The sequence below is a fragment of the Reichenbachiella sp. genome (genome assembly GCF_039969095.1).
In the GTDB taxonomy this organism is placed as follows: domain Bacteria; phylum Bacteroidota; class Bacteroidia; order Cytophagales; family Cyclobacteriaceae; genus Reichenbachiella.
The window spans coordinates 57,524-80,546 of sequence record NZ_JBDVOL010000015.1 but is presented as its reverse complement, the minus strand read 5'-3'; the positions used below and the strand labels follow the sequence as shown (position 1 = coordinate 80,546).

Sequence of the window (23,023 nt, the reverse complement as noted above, 5' to 3'; positions counted from 1 at the left end):
GTGAACAAATTTTCTGAACATGCGATTTATCAAATTCAATAGCTGGGCACTCACCCTCATTTTGACATTTATCATTAATACAATTTGTATGGCTCAAGATGCGCACTACTGGACTGAACAATATGGAAATAAATCCACTTTGATGTCTGGATCAGTAGTCGGAAGTGTGGATGATTTGGGAGCGATGTACTACAATCCTGCAAGGCTCGCATTGCAGGATGATCCCACTTTTTTGATCAGTGCAAAAGCTTATCAAAATGTTTCATTAAAAGTGAAAGACGGAATTGGTGAAGCGGATTTAGGTTCCTCAGTATTCGGCTCTGCACCTACTTTAGCGGCTGGTTCATTCAATCTTGATTCAGTCAAATTCCTTAAATTTTTTCATGGACATAAGTTTGCCTACGGCTTCCTTTCCAGAACAAATATGGATTATACTCTCAAACTATCTCAAGTAGAAACTGCAGAGTTTAATGATGCTTGGGAAGGTGAAGAACGCTATCTGTCTGATGTTGATTGGAATAAAAAAGTTAAAGAAGAATGGATGGGCTTGACCTGGGCTATTCCATTGGATGACAATAAAAAATGGAGTGTTGGATTATCACAGTTTCTAGCTGTACATGACATGAGTGCAAAATACTCACAAAGTATTGTGGCTAAAGAAGATGGCAGTGACTGCACAAATTGTGAAGTAGCCACTTATGAAATGAATAGAAATAGAAGTATTAAAAGTTATGGGTATGTAGCTAAACTTGGATTAAATTATAGTACTAAATTGGTTGAATTTGGCATTACGTATACGACACCAAAAGCCAACCTCAAAGGATCTGGAAATACCTATTATCGCCAAGTGCTTGCTAATTTTCATAATGAAGCTTCAGAATACACAAATCTGGCTGAAATTGGTTGGGGCAGTGCACAAAGTGCCACACACAAGTCTCCAATGTCAGTTGCATTTGGAGTTGGGATAAATATTGGCAAGAATGTGATTAGTCTCAGTGCGGAGTGGTTTGACAAAGTGGATGAACACTATGCGCTCGTTCCTACTTCATTTCAGCGTCAGGCACCGGACGACGGTACTGTGATTCTAAATCGATACAAAGACAAAAGAAAATCTGTAACCAACTTTGGCGTTGGGGTAGAGTGGTATTTGAGTAGTCGTGTCAATGCATACACAAGTTTTTCTACAGATTATTCTGCACTAGTTCGTACATTCCAAGGAGATTCCTTTGAAGAAACTGATGGATTTGATAATAATTTATTTGCCGCGAATATCAACAATTATGGAGGCGGCATTTCCCTTGATTTGAACAAAATAGACCTGACGATCGGCACCGTCTACTCTAGAGGCATACAAACCGTGGGAAGAATAGCTAGAATACCGGGCGAAAATAATCCTGATTCTGGGATTGATAAAAATGCTACCACAGATATGGTGTGGGAAAGATGGAAAATTTTGATAGGCTTTTCTCTTCCTTTCTACTCATTTGGAACTTAATGGTGTCTACCAATTTTATTTCATGTTTGATTTTTTTATACATCTTTCGTCTCAGTATTTCGTACAATTTTATCAATCAAAAAATATTGCCATGTGGAAACCTATCATACTACTAATTGTACTTTCTTCTTTTTGTTTTAAACCTGAATTGCCAGCGTTAAATGCTAAAATCATTACTTATGTAGAATCTGTAATGGGCACTAAAGTGGATAGAGGGGAATGCTGGGATCTTGCCGCAGGGGCATTAGCTTCTTCTGGTGCTTATTTCGACAGGAGTTCTAAAAAGACCGTTACGATATATGGCAGAAAGTTAAACCCAAACAAAGAGGAAGTTCTACCTGGTGATTTAATCCAATTTGAAAATGTTCAAATGAAATGGACTGTTGGGAATACTTCGTACAGCTCTTCTATGGGCCAGCATACCGCCATTGTATATCAAGTAAATGCGGAAAAAGATTATGAAATTGCCCACCAGAACACGAGTGACTGGGGCAAAAAAGTAGGGGTGAGCAATTTCAATTTAAATCACGTGACAAAAGGAAAGGTGATGATCTATAGGCCTATAGAAAAATAGTTTATTCTATTTCTCCAACAAAAGGAAGACTTTCCGTGATGGCCAACGTGATGGTGTTGCTAAAGTAATTTTCTATCTGATAGAATTGAGCAGCAACCTTGCCACCACATTTTTTACTCATTTGTTTGTGATATTTTGACATAATTTTGGTCTCTTTCTTTCTAATTGACATGGCCTCTTTCATCAATTCGTCCGCCTTTTCATCATCGATCTCATAATAATTTGCGATGTAGTCCTCTAATAATTTGTACCTGCTCTTGGCCAGAGTTTGTTGTTCGGCTTCATAGGCGTCGTACACTTCATTGAATGCTGCATTCTTTATATCTTCAAGCGGAATCAATTGATTGACTATCGTTTTTTTATCATTCCCAAAAGTTGATCGAAAGATTTCAAAATAATCATCGTCGCTTTGTGCCTTTGCGGATAAACTAAACAACAGGGCAAATAATAATAGAACTGAATTTTTCATAGTAATAATGTTATGAGATAATCTCTTGGTTAAACTTTAGTGGTTACTGAAATAAAATACTTGGTTATTGATATAAAATTGATCTTCTTTTTTTTCTAATTGTAAGGTGACTTCTGGTAGCTTAGTAAAAAGCAACACCAGCTTTGCAGGTTCTCCATTTTTCTCATTATAGATCAGATACGATCCTTTTTTTGTTCCTTTATATTTTCCTGCCTCATTTTTGAATATTCCTGTCCCTTTCATTTTACTCTTAAACGTTCCATCTAAATTTAGCCAAACTTGACTTTCCTTTTTTGAAGATTGAGCTCTATCGTAGGCAAACAAATATTTGCCTGTTAATTCCTTTTGCCAATCAAAAACCTCTAGTTCACTTCTAGGAATAGGTTTTACAAATTCGATTTGGGAAACAATCGGGTTCAATTTGTCTTGGTAATTTTTCATTTCGGAAACCTGACCATAAACCATTGCAGTGATGCAATATCCAAAGGCTCCACACCTTGCTAATAACTGCCCTTCGATGTTTGTATTACTTTCAATTAATACTTTAGCAGACATGATATCACCGTCGTTATTAATACGGCTACCTAGCTTTATAGAAAGCCCTTCCGCCAAGGGGAAACCTTTTTTCCAATTGGAGGCTAATTTTTTAAGGTTGGTTTGATTGGCAAAATACATACACCTTACATCCACAGATGTGTCATTCGCCATGGCAAATATTTCGCTATTATGTGGGTAATAGCCTTTCCAATTTTCTGGCAAGGTCACTTTCATCCCTACCATTGGCGCTAAAAAAGATTCTCCTGCTGTATACGGTTTGCCGCCTTGCAACCGATCTTGCGCAATGACAATAGAAACATTTAAGTAAATGAATAGTGTGAAATAATATTTTAATCTCATATTGAATATGAATTTAATACCATAAGTTGGACAACGAAATAAGTTAGCTTTAATTTTTTATATGAAGCGTGTGCTGGTTCATATTTTGTGACTAACTTCTCTTTAAATAGAATAATAACCCCTTCATACTTCTAACATGAAACAGTACATTTTAATATTTTTCTTAGCTACTCTTGGCATATTTAACCTCCACGGTCAGGCTATAGAACTTTCGGGCTATGGCGGATATATGCTGAGTGGAGAGTCCAACTATTACGATGGTGAAATAGACATCTACGATGGGCCGGTATTCGGGGGTACGCTTGGCTACGATCTGGGCAACGGTATTCAGGTTCAATTTTTATACAACAGAAATTCAACAGACGGGAGAGTCGTCTATTACAGAACATTGAATCCTGAAGTTTATAATGTAGATGTAGTCATCGAACAATTTCACCTAGGTGCAGAAAAAGTTTTAGGAGGAAATGAAATGTTAATACCCTATGGAGCTCTTAGTTTGGGAGTTGGCGCCTATACACCTAAAAATATCGAACCTTCCGGTCACGAGTTGGACGCAGTTACTCGGTTTTCAATGGGTGCGGGACTTGGGGTCAAAATCTTTCCCACAGAAAAAATTGGCATCAAGTTACAAGCCAAAATGTTCATGCCTTTGATGTTTAGTGGGGTTGGCGTTTTCTGCGGAACAGGGGGTTGTGGCGGTGGAACCTCTTTTTATGTGCCGATTGTTCATGGAGAGTTTTCTGGTGGTGTTGTCTTCAGAATAGACAAATAAGAATACTTAATTTAGGCTTTTCCAGCTAGTTCTACTATATCTTCTTAAAAAGTGAAACTAATAAGTGCTACCTTCGTATGATGTAATCGAAAACTCAAAACTCATACATTATGAAGGGACATATCGGAGAACTCGAAGAATTAGTTCTTCTCACGATCGCAACTCTCGGGGATCAGGCCTACGGTGTAGCCGTCTTAGAAGACATCCAACAAAGAGCCAAACGGAAAATTAGTATTGGTGCCTTGCACTCTACCATCACCCGACTAGGCGAAAAAGGATTTATTACTTCCTACTTAGGGGAACCTACCAATGAAAGAGGAGGTCGTCGCAAACGATTTTTTCAACTCACCGCATCAGCCACACAGGCATTGGGTGAGATGAAATCACTACGAGATGAATTGTGGCAATTATCTAATCTCAAACTCTCCGCGCAATGAAAAATCAAGGTCAAAAAACTCAACAGCCACCCAAACTTGCGACTCGATTATTCTTTTGGTTTGCTGGATCTGCGGCAGTCGAAGATTTATATGGAGACATGGAGGAAATCTATCTCTCCAATGTAGCCACCTATGGCAAAGCAAAAGCCAACAGAGCCTTTTGGAAACAAGTGCTTTCGCTTGTTTTTTCTTATGCGCTAAAATCGAGAAAGACTAATGCAGCACATTCTTATAGATCTAGTAGTATATCTCCAGCATTACTCTACAATTTTTTTAAAGTATCCATGCGAACTTTGATCAGGCATCGCTCATTTTCTATTATCAATATTCTGGGTCTGTCATTGGGTATGTCTATCTGCTTGCTGAGTATCACTATGTTCTATAGTTTACAACAATTCGATTTGTTTCATATCAAAAAGGATCGGATCTATACAGTCAACACACAGGTGATCAATAATCAGGTTAATGACAAATTTGCAACTACTGCACCTTATGTGCATGATCATTTGAAATCCTACACGAACCAAATAGAGGAAGTTGTAGGAATTAATGACGGGTTTTCTGGCGAAGTAATAATCAATCAAAACACATTGTCTCTATCAGGCATGTATGTACCTCCTACATTTCTGAAAATTTTTACTTTTCCTCTGGTAGCTGGCAATGAATCCACAGCGCTTCAAGAACCATTCAGTCTTATCCTCACTGAAAAAACTGCCTTACGCCTCTTTGGTCACACCAACGTCATTGGCAACGCAATAGAACTAGAAAATAAAGGAATCTTTCAAGTGACGGGTATAATGAAAGACTATCCCGGTGCTTCTCATATGCAGTTTGAATCCTTGGTATCCTCTAGTACATTGGACGCTATCGAGCCCGGGCTAAATAAACGATTTGAAGATTACCGTTTTTACACTAACAGTTATACCTACCTTCTTCTCAATGAAGGTATAAACCCAGATCAGCTACAATCTCCATTGGCTCAAATTGCTAAAGAATTGTCCAACCAAGATGAAACCATTGAGTTGAATTTACAGCCAGTCACTAACATTGCCGCAGGTGAAAACATCAATTACTCCATCGGGCCATCATTCGACCGCTTGACCATGGCCTTTTTTATTTTGCTGACACTTATCATTCTGGCACCTGCCTGCTTCAATTATGCAAATCTATCCATGGCCCGTGCGCTAAAACGGTCTAAAGAAATAGGGATGCGAAAAGTTGTTGGTGGAGGACGAAGAGACATATTTATTCAATTCATTTTTGAAACCTTTATTATTACATCTGTTGCTCTGCTTGGGGCTATTTACATATTCACTGTCATTCGTGAGGAATATCTGGCTATGATCATTGGTGCAGAAATGCTTGACTTAAGCATAAACCTTCAAGTCATGATTGCTTTCGTTGGCTTCGCAGTATTCACTAGTCTAATGGCCGGTATCATACCTGCCACCTATTTCTCCAAAATGAGAGCGATATCGTCTTTGAGAGGAGGTGGAAAAGCTGGCGTATTATTCAAATCAAAACTCAGAAACGGTCTTACAGTATTTCAATTTTGTTTGTCAACATTTTTCATCTTTGGTGCGATTGCTATGATTTCGCAATATTATCATTCGATGAATTACGACAAAGGATTTGATGAAAAGGGAAAAGTAATTCTGCCCTTACATAATATCGAACCCGAAATCATTGCTCACGAATATTCCAATTTTCCCGAAGTTTCTGAAATCGCATTTTCTTCAGGAATACCGGGCACGGGATCCAATAATGAAGTTTGGGTTCAAACTTATCAGGTGGAAGACTCTATTGCCGTACATCAAATGTTTGTAGATAATTCGTTTCTTGATTTGATGGGGTTTAAGTTAATACAAGGTCATTCGTTTGTTGAGAACCTCAATCAGGAGAGCGAAGTACAAATTATTGTCAACCAAACCTTTGTCCAATCCATGGCTTTGTCTGAAAATGAAATATTAAAAAAGTCATTCGACTTGCCGAACAATCAAAAAGCAAGAGTCATAGGAGTGGTAGGTAATTTCAATCATTTGCCAGTGATGAAAGAAATTCAGCCTTTCTTTTTTCGGTATGATCCTGGCCAATTCACGTATGCCACATTAAAGGTAGATACTCAGAATGTTTTTGAGACGGCAACCAAATTTGAACAAAAATGGGAAGCACTGAATGATCTGATCCCCTATGAATTTACGTTCCTTGAAGATAAACTCAACGCCATGTATGATCAGCTCAAAAATCCAATCAAGATGTTCGGTTTTCTGAGTTTCTTAGCGGTAAGTATCGCATGCCTCGGCTTACTGGGTATGGTGGTATTCACAATGGAAAACAAAGTGAAAGAGATTGGTATCCGAAAAGTAATGGGTGCCTCGGTTCCTCAACTTACACGCCATTTATCTCAGGGTTTTTTGAAATTGATGCTGCTTGCTTTAGTTATTACCATACCTCTGGCCTATGCCTTTTATGAGTTTATGTTGCAGCGAATCATTTTCTATAATAAAACCATTGGTCTATTCGAAATACTCTCTAGTATTTTGATTCTTTCCCTACTTGGTTCCATCACTGTATTTTCGCAAACAATCAAATCAGCCAAATTAAATCCCGTTGACAATTTGCGATACGAATAATCGTTGAAAATAATATTATATTTAAGGAAAGACCTCTAGCATTAGGGGTCTTCTTTTTTTATCTTTTTCTTTATTTGCAATCTGTGACTCTTTCTGTCATTAGTAAACTAAGCATTGAGTGAAGTCAACTGTTCTAACCTTCGTTCTATTCATTTACATTCCTGCAGTTGCAGTATTTGGCCAAACACGCACTTTTGGTACTCAGCCTACTGCCAAAATGGACTCTGTGAAAGTAAAAGCAGATAGATTTATTTTCATCAGTGACCAGGTGTATTATGCTAAAAAAGACACTGTTTTTATTCTTCCTGATACCACAGACTTCTATATCCGAAAAAACAACATGGAGCGAACACAGGAGTTTTATCGTCAGGTAGAAAAAAAAATGACAAAGTCTAAAATTGCTAATTTGATGTACGATTACATGTTTGTTCAAAACAGCTCAAAACCAAGAACAGAGGAATTTCATGAACAGCGATTTATACCATATGAAAGGGAAACTGTAGCTTCAATTGATTTTAAAGCCTTGCCCATATTTGGATCGACTGTAAAGGATACCACAGTCTATAACCCATCAAAATGGACAGCACCATGGAACAAAGTCCACGTACACACACAGGACTGGATTATAAAAAGAAATTTAACTTTTACACAAGGGGATCATATCAATCCAATTGATTTTGTCGATAGTGAGCGTCTTATACGTCGGTTGCGATATGTGAAAGATGCTAGGATTATGATTGATGAAAATCCAAATCAGACAGATGCTGATGTAGTAGTAGTCACTCAAGATGTATTACCCTATAGTGTTCTATTTAGCCCCAACCGTGATAATGATGCATTATTTGGTGTTACGTCTATCAACATTGCTGGGTTTGGGCATGAGTTTGAATATGATTATATCAGAGATGGTGGCTCTGATTTCTTTTACAAAGTCGCTAATGTGGGTGGATCATTCATTGATGCTGAGCTTAACTATGCCCACCATTTCAGACGAACAGGTTATGGAGTCTTTCTAGAACGAGACTTCCTGACCCAACAAATGAAGTATGCCGGAGGTGGTTCATTGACTCAATATAATTATGGGGAGTATAACTATGAGCCTACAACTGATATTACTTCCACTTATACTTATGACGAGCAATATGCCAATCTCTGGCTTGCAAGAGCATTCAAAACCACTATTAAAACACAATTGCTCGGTATCAATGCAGAAACAAATGCTGTAGCCTCAGCAGGTGTGGAATACGCCAACTACTTTGACAGACCAGAAGTAACTGCAGATACCAATTACAGATATCATGACAAAACAACTTATTTGGTCAGTCTGGGATTGAGTGCCCGAAACTATTATAAGGACAGATTTATTATTGAATATGGACGAATAGAAGATATTCCAACAGGTAGTGCTGTTGGTGTCGTCGCAGGGTATCAAACTGCAGAATTTAACAACAGAATGTATGTTGGTTTTAATTATGCCCGCGGTGGTTATATCAAAAAGTTCGGGTATTTCAATGGCATAGCCTCTTGGGGGAGTTTTATAGGTAACGAAGGGTATGAAAACGGTATTTTCAATGTTGGAGTAGATTATTTTACTCCATTGTATAATATCAATCAAGTAAAGCTTAGACAGTTTGTGGATGTCACCTTCAGTCAAGCGCTAAATCCTGATGAAGAATACATTCTAAATTCAGAATCTGATATAGGCATCCGAGGGCTTCGTGGATATTACCTTAGGGCTACTACTAAGCTCAATATACGATTTGAAACAGTCGTTTTTACTCCTATTAATTTTATTGAGTTCCGTATGGCGACTTTTGCATTCTTCGACTATACGGCGACTCAAAATATAAGAAATGATTTTTTTGATGCGGATCACTTTATGGGGTTTGGCGGAGGTATAAGATTGAGAAATGACAACTTAGCTATCTCCACCTTCCAATTGCGTCTGGCCTATTATCCAAGCACTCCTATCAATTCGTCTGAAAGTAATATTCAGTTCTCCAACTCCATCCAACTTAACATTAGGGATTTTGATTTTAGGGCTCCTCAGATCATTCCATTCTAAAATTGGCACAAAAAAATCCAGCCTTCTCGCGAAGACTGGATCTTATGTTTCAAATTAATTTCTTTTAATTCTTAGAGTACAATTCCAATAAAGGACTTAAAGGCGATTCCCATCAATCCAGTAAGAATCATGGTGATACCCAATCCTTTCAATCCGTTTGGCACGTTTGAATATTTCAATTTCTCTCTAATGGCTGCCAAGGCTATGATAGCCAAGAACCAGCCAAAACCAGAACCAGCTCCATAAGCTGTAGCTTCTACGATACTATAATCTCTTTGTACCATGAATAGTGATGCTCCCAGAATCGCACAGTTTACTGCAATCAATGGCAAGAAGATACCCAATGATCCGTAAAGTGCTGGAGATACTTTTTCAATGATCATTTCTACTAGTTGCACCATCGCCGCAATAATGGCTATAAACATGATGAACTGTAAGAAACTCAAGTCGATGGTTTCAAAACTACTGTTAAGCCAAACCAGGGCACCTTCTTTCAGCACGTACTCTTGAAGTAGCCAGTTGATAGGCACTGTGATAGTCAATACGAAAATTACTGCCGCACCTAGACCAAGTCCAGTTGATACTTTCTTTGATACCGCCAAGAACGAACACATACCCAAGAAGTATGCGAACACCATATTGTCGATAAATGCGCTTTTGATAAATATATTAAATGCTTCCATTTTAAATCTCTTTTAGCTCGTTGGCTTAGTGTTCTACGTATCCGTTTTGAGTTCTTTGAATCCAAATCAAGATGCCTAATACCATAAAGGCACCAATTGAATCTACCATTAGCCCATTGGTTTGGATATTTACAAATCCACCAGTCCATTCAGAAATAGTGGCATAAACTGGAACGTCAAACACAGTTCCTGACCCAAACAATTCTCTGAAGAACGCGACCGTCAAAATGATCCAAGCATATCCAAATCCGCTACCCAATCCATCCAATACAGAGTCATAAGCTTTGTTTGCCATTGCGAAGGCTTCCAATCGGCCCATAACAATACAGTTCGTAATGATCAATCCTACAAATGCCCCAAGCACTTTGTACATATCGAATAAATAGGCCTTAAGCACTTCACTAACTAGTGTTACCAAAGTAGCCACAATCGCCAATTGAACTATAATTCTTACACGACCTGGGATGATATCTCTCATCAAAGAGATAATCAAATTTGAAAACACAATCACAAATAAAACTGCAATAGACATGACCAATGTAGGCTCCATTTTTACAGTTACCGCTAAAGCAGAGCAAATCCCTAATACCTGAATGGTAATCGGATTGTCATCGTTTAGTGGATCCGTGATGAACTTCTTCCTTCTCTTCGACAATAAAGGCTCTGCTGGCTCTTTTACTATCGCTTGTTCCAAAGTTTCTGTACTCATTGTATTCTATTTTTAAATGGGGCTAACCCAATCAATTCTTTATTTATTCTGCAGTTTCTTCTGCCTCTTCTGTCATGACTGGTTCAACAACTTCAGCCACCGGCTGATTTGAATTTTTAGTCTTTTCTATGAAAGAACCGTAGTAACCAAAATAATCTTTCAACATGGCGTTTACTCCTTTTCCAGTCAAAGTAGCACCAGACATTCCGTCGATATGATGGGGGTCTAAAGGCTCTCCCTTTTCACCTTTCACCATGCTTACAGATTGCAGTTTACCATCTTCACCATAGAGCTTCTTACCTTCATATCTTGACTTTACAGCCTCGTCAGTAATTCTAGCTCCCAAACCAGGTGTTTCAGATTTGTGGTCAAATGCGACACCACGAACTGTATTCAAATCAGAATCCACAGCTACAAATCCTGAAATCCAATCCCAAAGACCCGCTCCAAACATTGGGAAGATATAAGCATCTACGCCAGACCCATCTTCTTTCATATACATAAAAACCGGGTAAGGTCTAGCTTCCACATCCTTCTTAAATTTGTTGTGGTTTTTCTGGAAGTCAATTTTTTCAGCTACCAAAGGGTTACCTTTAGCATCTTTCGCCATTAGTTCACCATTGATATCTACTACAGTAGAGGTTACTCGCTTTTCATAAAGAGCCAAAATTTCGTTAGCCTCTTCAATATTGGAAATATCCATCACAGCACCCAAAATTTTCTTTTTGGTGTCCAGTTCTACTTGCTTGTTTTGCAATGGCTTCAGTACAACTGAAGTCCCTGACAACAACCCGCCCAATACTATTGTTAGTACGGCGGAAAATACGATAATATATAAATTAGACCGTTGCACGTTTCAACCTCCTTTTCTTGTTAGCAGCTACCACATAATAATCGATCAGTGGAGCAAATACGTTCATTAATAAAATGGCCAGCATGATCCCTTCAGGATACGCCGGGTTAAATACTCTTATGATAATGGTTAGCATTCCAATTAAGAATCCGTAAATCCATTTTCCAGTTTCTGTCTGTGTAGCGGTCACTGGATCAGAGGCCATAAAAACGGCACCAAAAGCCAAACCACCAATCACCAAGTGATAGTGTGCCGGTAGCAACATGTATTCGTTAGCACCAAGCAGATTACAAATGGTAGCCATCACAAATGCTCCAGCAAATACGCTGGTAATAATTTTCCAGCTTCCTACACCAGTCAGGATCAAAATCGCAGCTCCAATCAAACACATCAAAGTAGAAGTCTCTCCTATACTACCGGGGATGATACCCATAAATAAGTTGTTGAAACTATAGAGTCCTTCGGACCACATCTCACCCATCATGCTGAGCATCGACTGATCAGCCTCTACTGCGACAGCGCCAATGGCTAAAGGAGTTGCTCCAGAGAAGCCCGCTACTGCCTGATCGTTACCTAAGTAAGACCAAACATCGCCTGAGATTTGAGAAGGATATGCGAAATACAAGAACGCTCTGGCAGTCAATGCCACGTTCAAGATATTCATGCCAGTACCTCCAAAGGCTTCTTTGCCAATAATGACGGCAAAAGCGGTAGCCAAACCTACTTGCCACAATGGAATAGTAGGAGGCATCACCAAAGGAATCAACATCCCTGTTACTAAGAATCCTTCGTTTACTTCATGTTTTCTAATGGTAGCGAACGTAAACTCGATACCTAGACCTACAGAGTAAGAAACAATCAGGATCGGAACTACCAAAGTAGCACCTAATAAAATTTCACTTGCCAAATCAGCCACCTGACCGATAGCTAGATAGTGTTGATGTCCTGCATTCCATATACCAAACAACAAACATGGTAGCATAGCGATGATCACTGTCATCATCATACGTTTCATGTCAATCGCATCTTTAATCTGAGCGCCTTTTGCACCTGTCGTGCTATTCGGTGCTAGAAAGAGCGTCTCATGCGCTTCGTATATATAGAAAAACTTCTCCCACTTACCACCTTTTTCAAAGTTGGGGCGAACCTTCGCAAATATGTCTTCTATAAATTTCATCGATTCTTAACTATTTTTTACTAGATCTAGTCCTTCTCTTAAAATGGCTTGAACATCATTCTTAGACACGTCGATAAATTCACAAAGTGCCAAATCTTCTTCGATTACTTCGTAAATACCAAGTCCTTCCATATCATCAAAATCCTCAGCAAGGATGGCCTTCAACAAATAAGTAGGAAGTATGTCCATCGGAGTCACTTTCTCAAAGGCACCCGTCTGAACGAATGCTCTATGTTGACCTCTATTATTTGTGTCAAGCACAAATTCTTTTTTCTTTCCGCCAAGGAAAGAAAGCAAGCCAAAAGCTTTGTGGAAACTCAAACGATTAGTCGTAGGCAATATCCAACCAAACAACTCATAGTAATCACCTTCTGGAATTACAGTCAATTGATTATGATAAAACCCTAAATAACCTGTTGAATTCACTTGATTGCCAGTCAAAACGTTTCCGGAAATGTATCTTACATATCCATCTTTGATCGTGCCGTCAATTAGTTTGTTGATCGCCGCACCAGAGTACGTTTTGTAGTATTGAGGAGCCTTTACTTCAGACCCTGCTAAAGCAATCACTTTTGAAGCGTCGTATTTTCCTTCTAAGAAAAGTTTTCCTATTTGAGCAACACCATAAGGATGTACTGTCCACGAAACTTCTCCTTTGTTGATAGGTGACAAGTGGTGAATCTGAACACCCACATTTCCTGCAGGGTGTGATCCAGATACGGCATTGACCTGAGCTTCTGACCCCTTAAAGAAATCTGAAGAATCATTAGCATTCACATTTACGTGAACTTTGCCTTCTGTCAGTTTTGCTAATATGCTAATACCAGCCTCAAAATACTTTTTCTGCCCTTCCAAGATATAGTTCATATCTGGAGCTAGAGGGTGAGTATCGAATGCTGATACAAAAATATTTTTTGGTGTGTCGTTTGGATCAGCCACCACGCCGAATGGGCGCTGAATGATATTAGGCCAAACACCACCTTTAGTCATCTGCTCAATCGCTGATTCTTTGGAGACCCCTTTTACATCGTCGTGCTTGTCGAACGACTCAAAAGACACCTCTTTGTCAGCCAAGATTCTGATTTCTAAAATTTTTCTTTTGGCGCCTCTCACCACTTCAGCGATTTCTCCACTTACGGGTGCTGAGTACATCACGTTCTCTACTAATTTGTCGATCATGATTGGCGTACCAGCCTTCACGTTGTCGCCTTCCTTCACTAGAAGTTTTGGACGACTCATCCCAACAAAATCAGTGGGTTTGATGGCGTAAGTCTCCGCTGATGGGAGCTCTCCGATTTTTTTTTCAGCTTTTCCTGCGAGATTAATATCGAATCCCTTCTTAAGCTTTATATTCTGAGACATATTTTAATGCAAAAGTCCTGTTTTATAAAACGAGGCAAAAATAATAAAAAATTGATGATAATGGGCTAGGAGCGCAATTATCGTAAAAGTATTTGAGGAAGGAAAGCGGATAGAAAAAAATTGAGGGGCGTACTTATTTTATCGCCTCTTTCAGAGTCCTCTTCGAGTGACTCTGAGGAGTAATGGATACCACCCTGCCGCATTTAATTGCGGCACCTCACATTTAGACAGCTGCAGCTATCTCGGGAAGGTCGTGTAATGAATGGGCGAAAGCATTGCTACATCAAACTTACGACGTCATTGCCCTACGATTAACAGAATGATCGAACAGTACAGCCCTCACCAAAGACGGATTACCCGAATCCTCCTTCGTCGTCTAGGGTAATGACGTAGACATGTTTTACTTTTAAGTATGAAAAAGAAAACTCTACTTTCCATTTTTGCACTTTCTTTACTCAGCCTTTCGGCTAAAGGCCAAGGTGTATCCGCCTCATTTATCATTCCAAAAGATGGCTATTTTTCTGCGCCTGTTAGTCCCTTGTCCATTCGAGGACTTGGTTTGGATTTTGGCTTGATTGGAATTGAAACTGGTATCTCGTTATATAACATGCCGGGTCTACCTATGAATGGCTTGCCCTTTGAAGCGAACGAACCTTTGACAGGGCCTCATTGGTCCATACTAGTACCCTTACAACTTTCCTTAACTTTGGATGCTAACGCCATGTCTGTCAAATTCCTTGGAGGTGGATTTGGAATGGGTCACCTCGCTCCTCAAATCAACTATGGCAATATGGATAGAGCTATCAGAGATTATGAAGGTTGGGATGTAGCCAATGCTAATCTTGATGTCGAAAATAAAATTGGCTTTGGATGGATGGCTGGAGTAGAGCTCGCCTTTCATGTAAATGACAAATTTTCTATCACCACTGAAGTGCAATATCTGAAAGGAGATTCTGGTGCAGCCATCACGGGAGCATATTCTGGTGGTTCAATCGGCGGCGATATTGAAACCCGAACCGTAGCTTATCCTGATGCGGTTACCGCATTGGAGGGTGTAGAGATTTCTCTTGGGGTGAAAATGAATAGGTAGGTTCAGAGTCAAGCCTAAATCCTTGTAGAGTTGGTTTTCCAAAATAACAATGGTCAATGAGTAAATCCGTGAAGGCCTTAAATCGGCACCGAGTCAAAATGTTTTTGGATAAAGTCCCTCACCTGCTCCATGAGCCACATGGGTGTAGAAGTAGCACCGCAGATGCCGATGGAATCAGATGGATTGATCCAGTCCAGATCAATTTCTTCTTCACTGCCTACGAAGTAGCTGCGTTCGTTGAAGTTTTTGCAAACGCCGTACAACGCACGACCGTTGGAGCTTTTCTTGCCACTTACGAAGATGATCACATCATGCTTCTGCGAAAATTTTTCCATGCTAGGTTCTCTATTGGACACCTGCCTGCAAATACTATCATTGGCTTTGAAGTCCGTGACTTCTAGTTCGTGCCCTTTAGCTTCGGTTATACGATCTTCGATCATAGCTTTCAAACGATAGAAGCCTTTGGTGCTTTTGGTCGTTTGGCTATACAAAGTAACCGGCTTGGAGAAATCAATTTGCTCCAAATCTTCATCTTCCATGACAATGATCGCCTTTTCTTTTGTTTGACCTGTAAGGCCGATGACTTCCGCATGACCTGGCTTACCGTAGATCACGATCTGACCATTCTGCTCTTCCATTTGATCGAAAGAACCTTTCACTCGATTTTGCAATTTGAGTACTACTGGACATGAAGCGTCGATCAGTTCGATGTTGTTTTCTATCGCAATCTTATAAGTCTCAGGCGGTTCACCGTGTGCGCGAATCAGTACTTTGCAATCTTTCAGGTCTTTTAGCTCTTCATTGCTTATAATCACCAGACCCTTTGCCGCCAAGCGCTCAACTTCCATGTGATTGTGTACAATGTCACCCAGACAATAGAGCTGCCCACTCTCATTGAGCTCGTCCTCTGCCATCTCTATGGCATACTCTACACCAAAACAATACCCAGAATTTTTATCTATTTCTATTTGCATGGTAGCACTTGCATCCTTTCTGCAAAATTAAATGATTTCCTTTTGAACTGAATTAAACAACCGACGGTATTCTTTCAGTTCCTCAATGTATAAGTTAGTTGTGCTCAAAGAATCTTCCAGGTGTCTGAAATAAATGACCTTTTCATCCACCTTCCACTTCAATTGATATTTCTTCAAATATGGATTCAGTCTATTGCCACTTTCTGACCTGAGCACAATTCCCATGTTGCGAGCTAGTGAATCTGTCGCCTGATTGAGTGACTTATAACTCAGTTTGCCATAAGTTTTTGCTAGTTCATCTGGGATTGGACGGTCCAGTTCGTACTTTTTCTTGCAAAGCACACTGTCTATATAATAGAGCGTCACCTTGTTTACTCCAGCATTGTAAATTTGAATATCAGGCTTTTCGATGATATGAAACTCAATTCTATCATCATAAAACTTCCCAAAAAGATTTTCATCGGTTGGAGTGATATCAGCTTTTTCTGAATTGATTTCAACTTTGTTCCAGACATCAGCAGTTTTTAATGTCTGTAAGTTGTTGCTTTCTACATTTGAGGAGCTATCTGAATTGTAACGTTCACCACAACCCAATCCTAAAACCAACAGTATAAAAGCAATCCTAACCATTGGCCATTTTTCCAGTCGCTAATTGAACGATGTGATCCACTTGCTCTTCTAAAAACATATGAGTAGTGTCTACCTCCACACTGTCTTTAGGTTTGATCAATGGGCTTTCTTCCCGACTCGTATCTATTTTGTCTCTCTTTCGAAGGTTTTCTTTTACCTCGTCCAAGTCGACTAAGTTGTCTTTATCAAACAGTTCTTTTTGTCTTCTTTCAGCGCGAACATCAAAATCAGCATTCATGAATATTTTCAACTCAGCATCCGGGAATACAACTGAACCAATGTCTCGGCCATCCATGACAATGCCTTTCGACTTACCCATCTTCTGCTGCTGTTTGACCATAGCTTCCCTCACTAATTTGATGGCAGCCACCTCGCTCACTTTTTGAGAAATTTCCATTTCCCTGATTTTATCTTCTACATTCAAGCCATTAAGATAGGTCTCGTTTTGCTCCTTGGATTCATTGTGATGAAAAGTGATACTAATATCATCCAGTGCTTTACCAACAGATTTTGGATTGGTAAGGTCAATGTAATGCTCTAAAAAGTACAGCGTAACCGAGCGATACATCGCTCCTGTATCCACATATCCGTAATTGAGGGCTGCTGCCACTCGTTTTGCTGTCGAACTTTTGCCACAAGCGGAATAACCGTCAATAGCGATGATAATTTTTCTCATGAGATTTTTGCTCAAGTGGGTTAATGAGTCGATAAATATCTGGATGCCATTGACTTTAGCAATCTTTTATTGGGCAAGGTATTGGTTTACCCTTTTTGATTTTCCTTGGTTTTCTCTCCTTCGGATAATTTGACGATTTGCATGAGCCAAAATTGAGTAGCAACCCTATTAAAATTAATGAAAAAGTTCGTGAAGTGAGTTTGTAGCCCATGTAATTTTTTGTTTGAACAAATATAATAACAATTGGAATTCAGTAAACTAAGATGGCAGGTCTCCTATAACAGTGTATCTTGAAGGAAGCGTATGATTACAGCCAGCTTTCTTATCAAATACTTTTAATTAAATAAATCCAAAAGTAAGGTACACTTCGTATCTCTATCGTTATTAACCAAACAATAAGCAGAATGAGTACTATGACAGCAAAGGCAAATGACATTAAATGGCCAGAAATTTTTAGCCTTGGGGCTTTAAATGTTTCTGTAGTGATTAGTTGGATTGCCTATCACGAATATCAACCCATCCTATTAGAGAATTTTAGTTTCGATCATCTTTCAGATTTTCTTATCGTATCGAAAGCAATCATCCTAGTAATGATTCCAGCATTGGCCGGGTTACTTGCCGATTACTTATTAGGTAAAAACGGTAAATTCTTTACCCTTTTTACCGTAGGAATTGGAGCCACAGCCATGATATTTATGATTGTGGCCTCTGTCATTGGCGCAGGGCCAGTAGGAGCGCTGAAGCCCTTTCTTCCTTATATGATTATCCTATGGTTGATCTCTATGAATTTATTCATCAGCCCTGCCTATTCTATGATTGAAGCCTTCGCGCCGGCTCAAAAACTGCCGATTGTCATGGGGTTCTTGTTTTTAGTCACTGAGCTTGTGTATGCTTTAGAGCCGTTGGTAGTTGGCTTAGTGCAATTCTTCGGAGACACATTGACATTCATTGTTGGTGGCATTTTAATTTCTGCCAGTGGCTACTTCTTTCACAAAATTTCTTCAGACGAAGTCATTTCAAGAAAAAAAGAATTGCTGGAGGCTAAAACAAAACCTCAGAGTTTCATTAGTTATGTAGCCATTCTGGTTGTCGGTTTAGCTCTCGGGATTGGAAAAGCTTTTTTGGTAGAATACATTCCCGCCAGTTTTGAAACTACATTTCCTGATATAGGAAATGCTGGAAGTTATATTTCTTTTGGATTACTCGGTTTCTCAGCAATTCTAGCTTTTGCTATCAGTAAAAAGGTGGCTATATGGAATACACAAAAAGTTCTTTCTGCCAGTTTGATTATTATGGGAGTTGGAGTCTTGGTGTTGCTGCTTTCTTCAAGCCTATCGGTTTCGATTGCAGGCGGTATTATAACAGCTATTGGATTTAGTACATTAAACATTAGTGGTTTACCGTTTGCCATTAATCAGCTTTCAGTAAAACACATCACTTATGGAGTAGGTATTTATATTGGTGCTTCAGAAATATGTTCAGGGTTCTTTGAATACTATTTCAGATAGCACTTGCCAACTTATCCAAAGTTTCGAACTTTGGATAAGTTTATTTCTTTTCTCCGAAGCCCCAATACTTGATCATAAAAGTAACTCCCCAAAGGAACAGCGGAATACTGAGCCATTGACCCATATTGAGCGGAATGTCTGCTTCCCAAGCCTCTTGATTTTCTTTAAAAAACTCAACAAAAAACCTTTCAGACCAAAGCATGGTCATAAAAAAGCCAAAAAGAAATCCTTCTTTCAGTTGGTCTCTATGGTGATACCAGACATGCGCTAAAATTAAGAACATTAATACACAAGCGATAGATTCGTATAACTGGCCCGGATGCCTGGGGATTCCTAAAGTATGAATTTTTGCATATTGCACCCCACCATCTTTGTACAACTTATAAGGCATTTCCATGCCAGATTGATAGTATACATGCTTACTCACACTACTTGATCGAGCAAATGCATTGGGCACACTTCGTTCAAAGAAGTTTTTGGAGGTCGCAGGATCTAAATCAATACTTCTCTTATACTCCAACACAACAGTCATCGGCACCAATCCTGCACTATCGCTCACTGCACTTCCTCCTTTTTCAAAAGAGACTTCTTCAATACGTTCATCACCATTCAAGAACATATCTTCGACACTTCTGGAGAAGACAATTCCATTATCCGTACCAGTAGGCAACCCTATTATTTCAGAATTCATGAAGTTTCCGAATCGGATAAATGCCCCTACAAGTACTGTCACAATCGCCACACGATCCAATATCCACAAATAGGTAAACCCGTACTTCTTAGCAAAAAGATATAGGGCTATGAACATACCAATCGCTCCACCATGACTGGCCAATCCACCCTCCCAAATTTTGATGATTTCTAGCGGATTGCTCAAATAGTAGGTAGGATTGTAAAACAAACAATGTCCCAATCGTGCGCCTACCACTACAGCAATAACTAGATACATAGTTAGTTGATCAACATCCTTAGGATTCTTATTTTCCTTTTTGAATATCCAATACATGACTTGCTGTGCCACAATGAATCCCATGGCGAATAGTAGACCATACCATCGGACTTCGCGACCAATACCAGGGATAGTGAACATTTCTGGATTTGGGCTCCAAATAATAAAATCAAGAATAAATGTCATGCTTAGTTATATTTTGCGCCAGAAATAAGGCGTCAGTAAAATCAATACGGTGAAAAGTTCTAGTCTACCTAGCAACATTAAAAAAGATAAAAACCACTTACCAATTTCAGGAATCCCAGCAAAGTTATCCACTGGGCCTACCTGCCCCAACCCTGGTCCAATATTTCCTAAGCATGTCGCCACAGATCCCACTGCTGTGAGAAAATCAGTCCCAATCCATGCCATGATTACTGATCCAATAGCAAATATGGAAATGTATATCATGATAAAGGCCAAAATATTGAAGGTAATGTCTCGATGTACGGCCTTTTTATTGAGCCGAACTGGAATAATAGCCGAAGGGTGAAGCTGCCTTTTGAGTTCAAGGATACTATTTTTGATCAATACAATATGCCTAACTATTTTTACGCCTCCTGCTGTGCTACCGGCAGACGCCCCCAAAAACATCATAACGAACATCAACACGACAATAGATGAGGTCCATTGGCTGTAATCTGCAGTTACATACCCCGTAGTCGTGATGATAGAAATTACTTGAAACAAGCCATCTCGAAAAGATTTTTCAAGTCCCTGATTCGAATGAGTAAATACACTCACTGAGCAAATAACAGTAAGGAGTATACAAAATGTAGCATAAAATCTAAACTCTTCATTTCGGTAAACTGTCAACAGCTTTCCATGCAATCCGAAATATGTCAATGTAAAATTTGTTCCAGCAAGGAACATGAACAAAGTAATAGTGTACTGAATAAAAGGAGTCTGGTAGTAAGCAACGCTCGCATTTTTTGTAGAGAATCCGCCAGTTGCCATCGTGGTAAGTGCATGATTGAGCGCATCATAAAAGGTCATCCCGCCAATCCACAACAAAATCATTTCAGTCAAGGTGAGGCCGACATATATCAACCAAAGTCTTTTGGCTGTTTCGGTAATTCTCGGCTTCAGTTTATCAGGTGTAATACCAGGTGCCTCAGCTACAAATAATTGCATTCCGCCAATTCCTAATATGGGTAAAATGGCTACGGCTAATACAATGATTCCCATGCCGCCTATCCATTGTGTCAAACTACGCCAAAAAAGTACACCTTTGTCGATAGATTCTATATCTGTAAGGATAGTAGCTCCTGTAGTAGTAAAACCTGATATGGTTTCGAAAAATGCATCAGTAAAATCTGGAATAGAACCACTTAAAATGTACGGTAAAGTCCCAAAAGCTGACATGGTGAGCCAACCGAGAGTTACGATTAGATAGCCATCTTTTTTCTTAAGATCCTTACTTCTATTTTTTCGAGTAAATGCAAATGTGATATATCCGATCAGCATGGTTATTCCACCTGATTTTAGTAATGGAATTAAATCTCCATCTCCAAAATGTAAACTGAATGGAATACAAAGCATCATAAAAGCACCATTGAGCAAAACCAGTAAGCCCAATACATTAAAGATTACTTTGTAGTTGAATCTCATTTGAAGTATCCTTCTACTTTTCTAATACACTCAGATCTTGACAATACAACCACCCGATCTTTCACTTCGAAATGAAAATTGCCGCGAGCGATGATGCCACTACCATTCCGTATCACACCACCAATAATAGCTGACTTAGGAAACTCTAAATTTCTCAACTCATGCTCAAGAATTTTAGAGCCTTCTGTCACTTCAAATTCTAATATCTCTGCATCTACACCATGTATGGTGGTCATATTTACGACTTGACCTTTCCGGATATATCTGAAGATAAAACTCGCAGCGATCAATTTTTTATTGATCATGGTATCCACACCAATGTTTTGTGACAGGTGGATATAATCCATGTTTTCCACCAATGAAATCGTCTTCCCTACACCATGGTTTTTAGCCACAAGTGAAGAAATAATATTGGTTTCTGAGTTGCCGGTAACGGCAATAAAGGCATCCATTTCGTCTATGCCCTCCTCTTTAAGAAGTTCCACATCTCTCCCATCACCATTGATAATCATGGTGTTTTGTAGTGTGTCAGCTAATTCGAAGCACTTATCTCTATCTTCTTCGATCAACTTGATGTTATATTTTTTACTCAACTGCAAAGCGGCTTGAATACCAATCTTACTCCCACCAAGTATCATGATATTTCTTATATCCTCACTTTGTTTTTTGGCCAGGTCCAACACTCGTTCCACTCCGTCGGGTTGACAGATAAAATAGGCATGGTCGTTGTTCTTGAACTTATTATCCCCATGAGGAATGATGGTTTCTCCATTCCTTAAAATAGCCACAGTTGTGAAACTATGATCAGGATTGAGATAAGCCGCCTCCACAAGCGTTTTTTCACAAAGCTCAGATTGCTCGTCTATGGTAATTCCCACCAATGACAAAGTTCCTTTTTCAAAATCAAACAGATCAGTCAAAGCCGTTTGTTTGAGGAGACGTTTGATTTCTTTTGCAGCTAAAGATTCGGGCGAGATAATTTCATCAATCCCAATATCTTTCAAGTCAAGCGTTTCTTTTTTATGAAGATATTCTGTGTTCGTAATCCTAGCGATGGTTTTATGGGCACCTAGATTTTTTCCAATTATGCAAGTAGAAATATTAGTAGCTTCGGATTCTGTGACTGCTATGAGCAAATCAGCCTTCGTTACCTGTGCATCTTCTAGTGTTCTAAATGAGGTGGAGTTACCCTTTGTGGTATGCACATCGAGGTGATTGGCAATGTATTGCAGTTTGTCATCATCAGTGTCGATAATGTTGATGTCGTGTGATTCGAATGCCAATAATTTGGCCAAATGAAACCCAACATCCCCTGCACCTGCTATTATAATCCTCATATCTGGCTTATCCCTTTACCGGTTGGTGTTAGCAAATATAAAAAAACCCTCATGTTGTGAAACGAATCCAGCATTTAGTTGAT

The 23,023-nt window shown here is 39.3% G+C and carries 21 protein-coding genes; 8 read left to right on the top strand and 13 right to left on the bottom strand.

Features of this window, described 5'->3' with window-relative positions:
• Positions 1–19 precede the first annotated feature (19 nt).
• A complete protein-coding gene (locus tag ABJH98_RS15730) occupies positions 20–1,495 on the top strand; it encodes a hypothetical protein (RefSeq protein WP_348308656.1) in 1,476 nt (491 codons plus the stop codon).
• 91 nt (positions 1,496–1,586) lie between these two features.
• Positions 1,587–2,069: a hypothetical protein gene (locus ABJH98_RS15725; RefSeq protein WP_348308655.1), complete on the top strand. Its 483-nt coding sequence runs from the start codon at positions 1,587–1,589 to the stop codon at positions 2,067–2,069.
• A gap of 1 nt (position 2,070) precedes the next feature.
• Here the strand turns inward: ABJH98_RS15725 and ABJH98_RS15720 are convergent, their stop codons facing one another.
• Positions 2,071–2,538: a hypothetical protein gene (locus ABJH98_RS15720; protein WP_348308654.1), complete on the bottom strand. Its 468-nt coding sequence runs from the start codon at positions 2,536–2,538 to the stop codon at positions 2,071–2,073.
• A gap of 36 nt (positions 2,539–2,574) precedes the next feature.
• Positions 2,575–3,435 carry a hypothetical protein gene (locus tag ABJH98_RS15715; protein ID WP_348308653.1) on the bottom strand — a complete coding sequence of 287 codons (861 nt, stop codon included), beginning with the start codon at positions 3,433–3,435 and terminating at the stop codon, positions 2,575–2,577.
• A gap of 136 nt (positions 3,436–3,571) precedes the next feature.
• Here ABJH98_RS15715 and ABJH98_RS15710 point away from each other — a divergent pair, with 136 nt between their 5' ends.
• The 4 genes from ABJH98_RS15710 (at position 3,572) to ABJH98_RS15695 (ending at position 9,342) form a co-directional block, all read left to right on the top strand.
• Entirely contained in the window at positions 3,572–4,207 is a 636-nt protein-coding gene (locus ABJH98_RS15710) for a hypothetical protein (protein ID WP_348308652.1), read from the top strand.
• 110 nt (positions 4,208–4,317) lie between these two features.
• Entirely contained in the window at positions 4,318–4,644 is a 327-nt protein-coding gene (locus ABJH98_RS15705; protein ID WP_348308651.1) for a PadR family transcriptional regulator, read from the top strand.
• Positions 4,641–7,277, top strand: coding sequence for an ABC transporter permease (locus tag ABJH98_RS15700; RefSeq protein ID WP_348308650.1), 2,637 nt, complete (start codon positions 4,641–4,643; stop codon positions 7,275–7,277). Before ABJH98_RS15705 ends, ABJH98_RS15700 begins: the two co-directional genes overlap by 4 nt.
• Before the next feature lie 118 nt (positions 7,278–7,395).
• Entirely contained in the window at positions 7,396–9,342 is a 1,947-nt protein-coding gene (locus tag ABJH98_RS15695; protein ID WP_348308649.1) for a hypothetical protein, read from the top strand.
• Positions 9,343–9,413: 71 nt separating this feature from the next.
• Here the strand turns inward: ABJH98_RS15695 and nqrE are convergent, their stop codons facing one another.
• The 5 genes from nqrE to ABJH98_RS15670 are packed head-to-tail and all read right to left on the bottom strand — an operon-like array spanning position 9,414 to position 14,126.
• The gene (gene nqrE / locus ABJH98_RS15690) at positions 9,414–10,025 is read right to left on the bottom strand and encodes an NADH:ubiquinone reductase (Na(+)-transporting) subunit E (protein WP_348308648.1); all 612 of its coding nucleotides are present in this window, start codon (positions 10,023–10,025) and stop codon (positions 9,414–9,416) included.
• A gap of 25 nt (positions 10,026–10,050) precedes the next feature.
• Positions 10,051–10,734 (bottom strand): NADH:ubiquinone reductase (Na(+)-transporting) subunit D, encoded by a 684-nt coding sequence (locus ABJH98_RS15685; RefSeq protein WP_348308647.1) that lies wholly within the window; start codon positions 10,732–10,734, stop codon positions 10,051–10,053.
• Positions 10,735–10,777: 43 nt separating this feature from the next.
• Positions 10,778–11,587, bottom strand: coding sequence for an NADH:ubiquinone reductase (Na(+)-transporting) subunit C (gene nqrC / locus ABJH98_RS15680; protein ID WP_348308646.1), 810 nt, complete (start codon positions 11,585–11,587; stop codon positions 10,778–10,780).
• Positions 11,574–12,764 carry an NADH:ubiquinone reductase (Na(+)-transporting) subunit B gene (locus ABJH98_RS15675; protein WP_348308645.1) on the bottom strand — a complete coding sequence of 397 codons (1,191 nt, stop codon included), beginning with the start codon at positions 12,762–12,764 and terminating at the stop codon, positions 11,574–11,576. Before ABJH98_RS15675 ends, nqrC begins: the two co-directional genes overlap by 14 nt.
• 6 nt (positions 12,765–12,770) lie before the next feature.
• Complete coding sequence (locus tag ABJH98_RS15670) at positions 12,771–14,126, bottom strand: Na(+)-translocating NADH-quinone reductase subunit A (protein WP_348308644.1); 1,356 nt, start codon at positions 14,124–14,126, stop codon at positions 12,771–12,773.
• Positions 14,127–14,538: 412 nt separating this feature from the next.
• Between ABJH98_RS15670 and ABJH98_RS15665 the strand changes: the two genes are divergently transcribed.
• Positions 14,539–15,216: a hypothetical protein gene (locus tag ABJH98_RS15665; RefSeq protein ID WP_348308643.1), complete on the top strand. Its 678-nt coding sequence runs from the start codon at positions 14,539–14,541 to the stop codon at positions 15,214–15,216.
• A gap of 77 nt (positions 15,217–15,293) precedes the next feature.
• Here the strand turns inward: ABJH98_RS15665 and ABJH98_RS15660 are convergent, their stop codons facing one another.
• From ABJH98_RS15660 to cmk, 3 genes are read right to left on the bottom strand one after another with little or no spacing between them, the layout of a single operon-like run.
• A complete protein-coding gene (locus ABJH98_RS15660; RefSeq protein WP_348308642.1) occupies positions 15,294–16,190 on the bottom strand; it encodes a 4-hydroxy-3-methylbut-2-enyl diphosphate reductase in 897 nt (298 codons plus the stop codon).
• Positions 16,191–16,217: 27 nt separating this feature from the next.
• Positions 16,218–16,820 (bottom strand): hypothetical protein, encoded by a 603-nt coding sequence (locus ABJH98_RS15655; RefSeq protein ID WP_348308641.1) that lies wholly within the window; start codon positions 16,818–16,820, stop codon positions 16,218–16,220.
• The gene (gene cmk, locus ABJH98_RS15650; protein WP_348308640.1) at positions 16,813–17,496 is read right to left on the bottom strand and encodes a (d)CMP kinase; all 684 of its coding nucleotides are present in this window, start codon (positions 17,494–17,496) and stop codon (positions 16,813–16,815) included. The genes ABJH98_RS15655 and cmk overlap by 8 nt, the downstream gene beginning before the upstream one ends.
• A 413-nt stretch (positions 17,497–17,909) precedes the next feature.
• On the opposite strand from cmk, the gene ABJH98_RS15645 reads away from it, so the two are divergent.
• Positions 17,910–19,004: a hypothetical protein gene (locus ABJH98_RS15645; RefSeq protein ID WP_348308639.1), complete on the top strand. Its 1,095-nt coding sequence runs from the start codon at positions 17,910–17,912 to the stop codon at positions 19,002–19,004.
• A 40-nt stretch (positions 19,005–19,044) separates the two neighbouring features.
• Here ABJH98_RS15645 and ABJH98_RS15640 read toward each other — a convergent pair whose 3' ends face one another.
• The 3 genes from ABJH98_RS15640 to trkA are packed head-to-tail and all read right to left on the bottom strand — an operon-like array spanning position 19,045 to position 22,940.
• Positions 19,045–20,139, bottom strand: a complete 1,095-nt coding sequence (locus tag ABJH98_RS15640) for a prolipoprotein diacylglyceryl transferase (protein ID WP_348308638.1) — start codon at positions 20,137–20,139, stop codon at positions 19,045–19,047.
• Between the two features lie 6 nt (positions 20,140–20,145).
• Positions 20,146–21,603, bottom strand: coding sequence for a potassium transporter TrkG (locus tag ABJH98_RS15635; RefSeq protein ID WP_348308637.1), 1,458 nt, complete (start codon positions 21,601–21,603; stop codon positions 20,146–20,148).
• Positions 21,600–22,940 carry a Trk system potassium transporter TrkA gene (gene trkA, locus ABJH98_RS15630; protein WP_348308636.1) on the bottom strand — a complete coding sequence of 447 codons (1,341 nt, stop codon included), beginning with the start codon at positions 22,938–22,940 and terminating at the stop codon, positions 21,600–21,602. Before trkA ends, ABJH98_RS15635 begins: the two co-directional genes overlap by 4 nt.
• Positions 22,941–23,023 lie beyond the last annotated feature (83 nt).

What these genes read in the sequence shown, in the direction of transcription:
- ABJH98_RS15720 (WP_348308654.1), bottom strand. Translation starts at nt 2,538, where the DNA reads ATGAAAAATTCAGTTCTATTATTATTTGCCCTGTTGTTTAGTTTATCC.
- ABJH98_RS15640 (WP_348308638.1), bottom strand. Translation starts at nt 20,139, where the DNA reads ATGACATTTATTCTTGATTTTATTATTTGGAGCCCAAATCCAGAAATG.
- ABJH98_RS15730 (WP_348308656.1), top strand. Translation starts at nt 20, where the DNA reads ATGCGATTTATCAAATTCAATAGCTGGGCACTCACCCTCATTTTGACA.
- ABJH98_RS15655 (WP_348308641.1), bottom strand. Translation starts at nt 16,820, where the DNA reads ATGGTTAGGATTGCTTTTATACTGTTGGTTTTAGGATTGGGTTGTGGT.
- ABJH98_RS15715 (WP_348308653.1), bottom strand. Translation starts at nt 3,435, where the DNA reads ATGAGATTAAAATATTATTTCACACTATTCATTTACTTAAATGTTTCT.
- ABJH98_RS15675 (WP_348308645.1), bottom strand. Translation starts at nt 12,764, where the DNA reads ATGAAATTTATAGAAGACATATTTGCGAAGGTTCGCCCCAACTTTGAA.
- trkA (WP_348308636.1), bottom strand. Translation starts at nt 22,940, where the DNA reads ATGAGGATTATAATAGCAGGTGCAGGGGATGTTGGGTTTCATTTGGCC.
- ABJH98_RS15710 (WP_348308652.1), top strand. Translation starts at nt 3,572, where the DNA reads ATGAAACAGTACATTTTAATATTTTTCTTAGCTACTCTTGGCATATTT.
- ABJH98_RS15725 (WP_348308655.1), top strand. Translation starts at nt 1,587, where the DNA reads ATGTGGAAACCTATCATACTACTAATTGTACTTTCTTCTTTTTGTTTT.
- ABJH98_RS15700 (WP_348308650.1), top strand. Translation starts at nt 4,641, where the DNA reads ATGAAAAATCAAGGTCAAAAAACTCAACAGCCACCCAAACTTGCGACT.
- ABJH98_RS15705 (WP_348308651.1), top strand. Translation starts at nt 4,318, where the DNA reads ATGAAGGGACATATCGGAGAACTCGAAGAATTAGTTCTTCTCACGATC.
- cmk (WP_348308640.1), bottom strand. Translation starts at nt 17,496, where the DNA reads ATGAGAAAAATTATCATCGCTATTGACGGTTATTCCGCTTGTGGCAAA.
- ABJH98_RS15645 (WP_348308639.1), top strand. Translation starts at nt 17,910, where the DNA reads ATGACAGCAAAGGCAAATGACATTAAATGGCCAGAAATTTTTAGCCTT.
- nqrE (WP_348308648.1), bottom strand. Translation starts at nt 10,025, where the DNA reads ATGGAAGCATTTAATATATTTATCAAAAGCGCATTTATCGACAATATG.
- ABJH98_RS15660 (WP_348308642.1), bottom strand. Translation starts at nt 16,190, where the DNA reads ATGCAAATAGAAATAGATAAAAATTCTGGGTATTGTTTTGGTGTAGAG.
- ABJH98_RS15685 (WP_348308647.1), bottom strand. Translation starts at nt 10,734, where the DNA reads ATGAGTACAGAAACTTTGGAACAAGCGATAGTAAAAGAGCCAGCAGAG.
- ABJH98_RS15635 (WP_348308637.1), bottom strand. Translation starts at nt 21,603, where the DNA reads ATGAGATTCAACTACAAAGTAATCTTTAATGTATTGGGCTTACTGGTT.
- ABJH98_RS15665 (WP_348308643.1), top strand. Translation starts at nt 14,539, where the DNA reads ATGAAAAAGAAAACTCTACTTTCCATTTTTGCACTTTCTTTACTCAGC.
- ABJH98_RS15670 (WP_348308644.1), bottom strand. Translation starts at nt 14,126, where the DNA reads ATGTCTCAGAATATAAAGCTTAAGAAGGGATTCGATATTAATCTCGCA.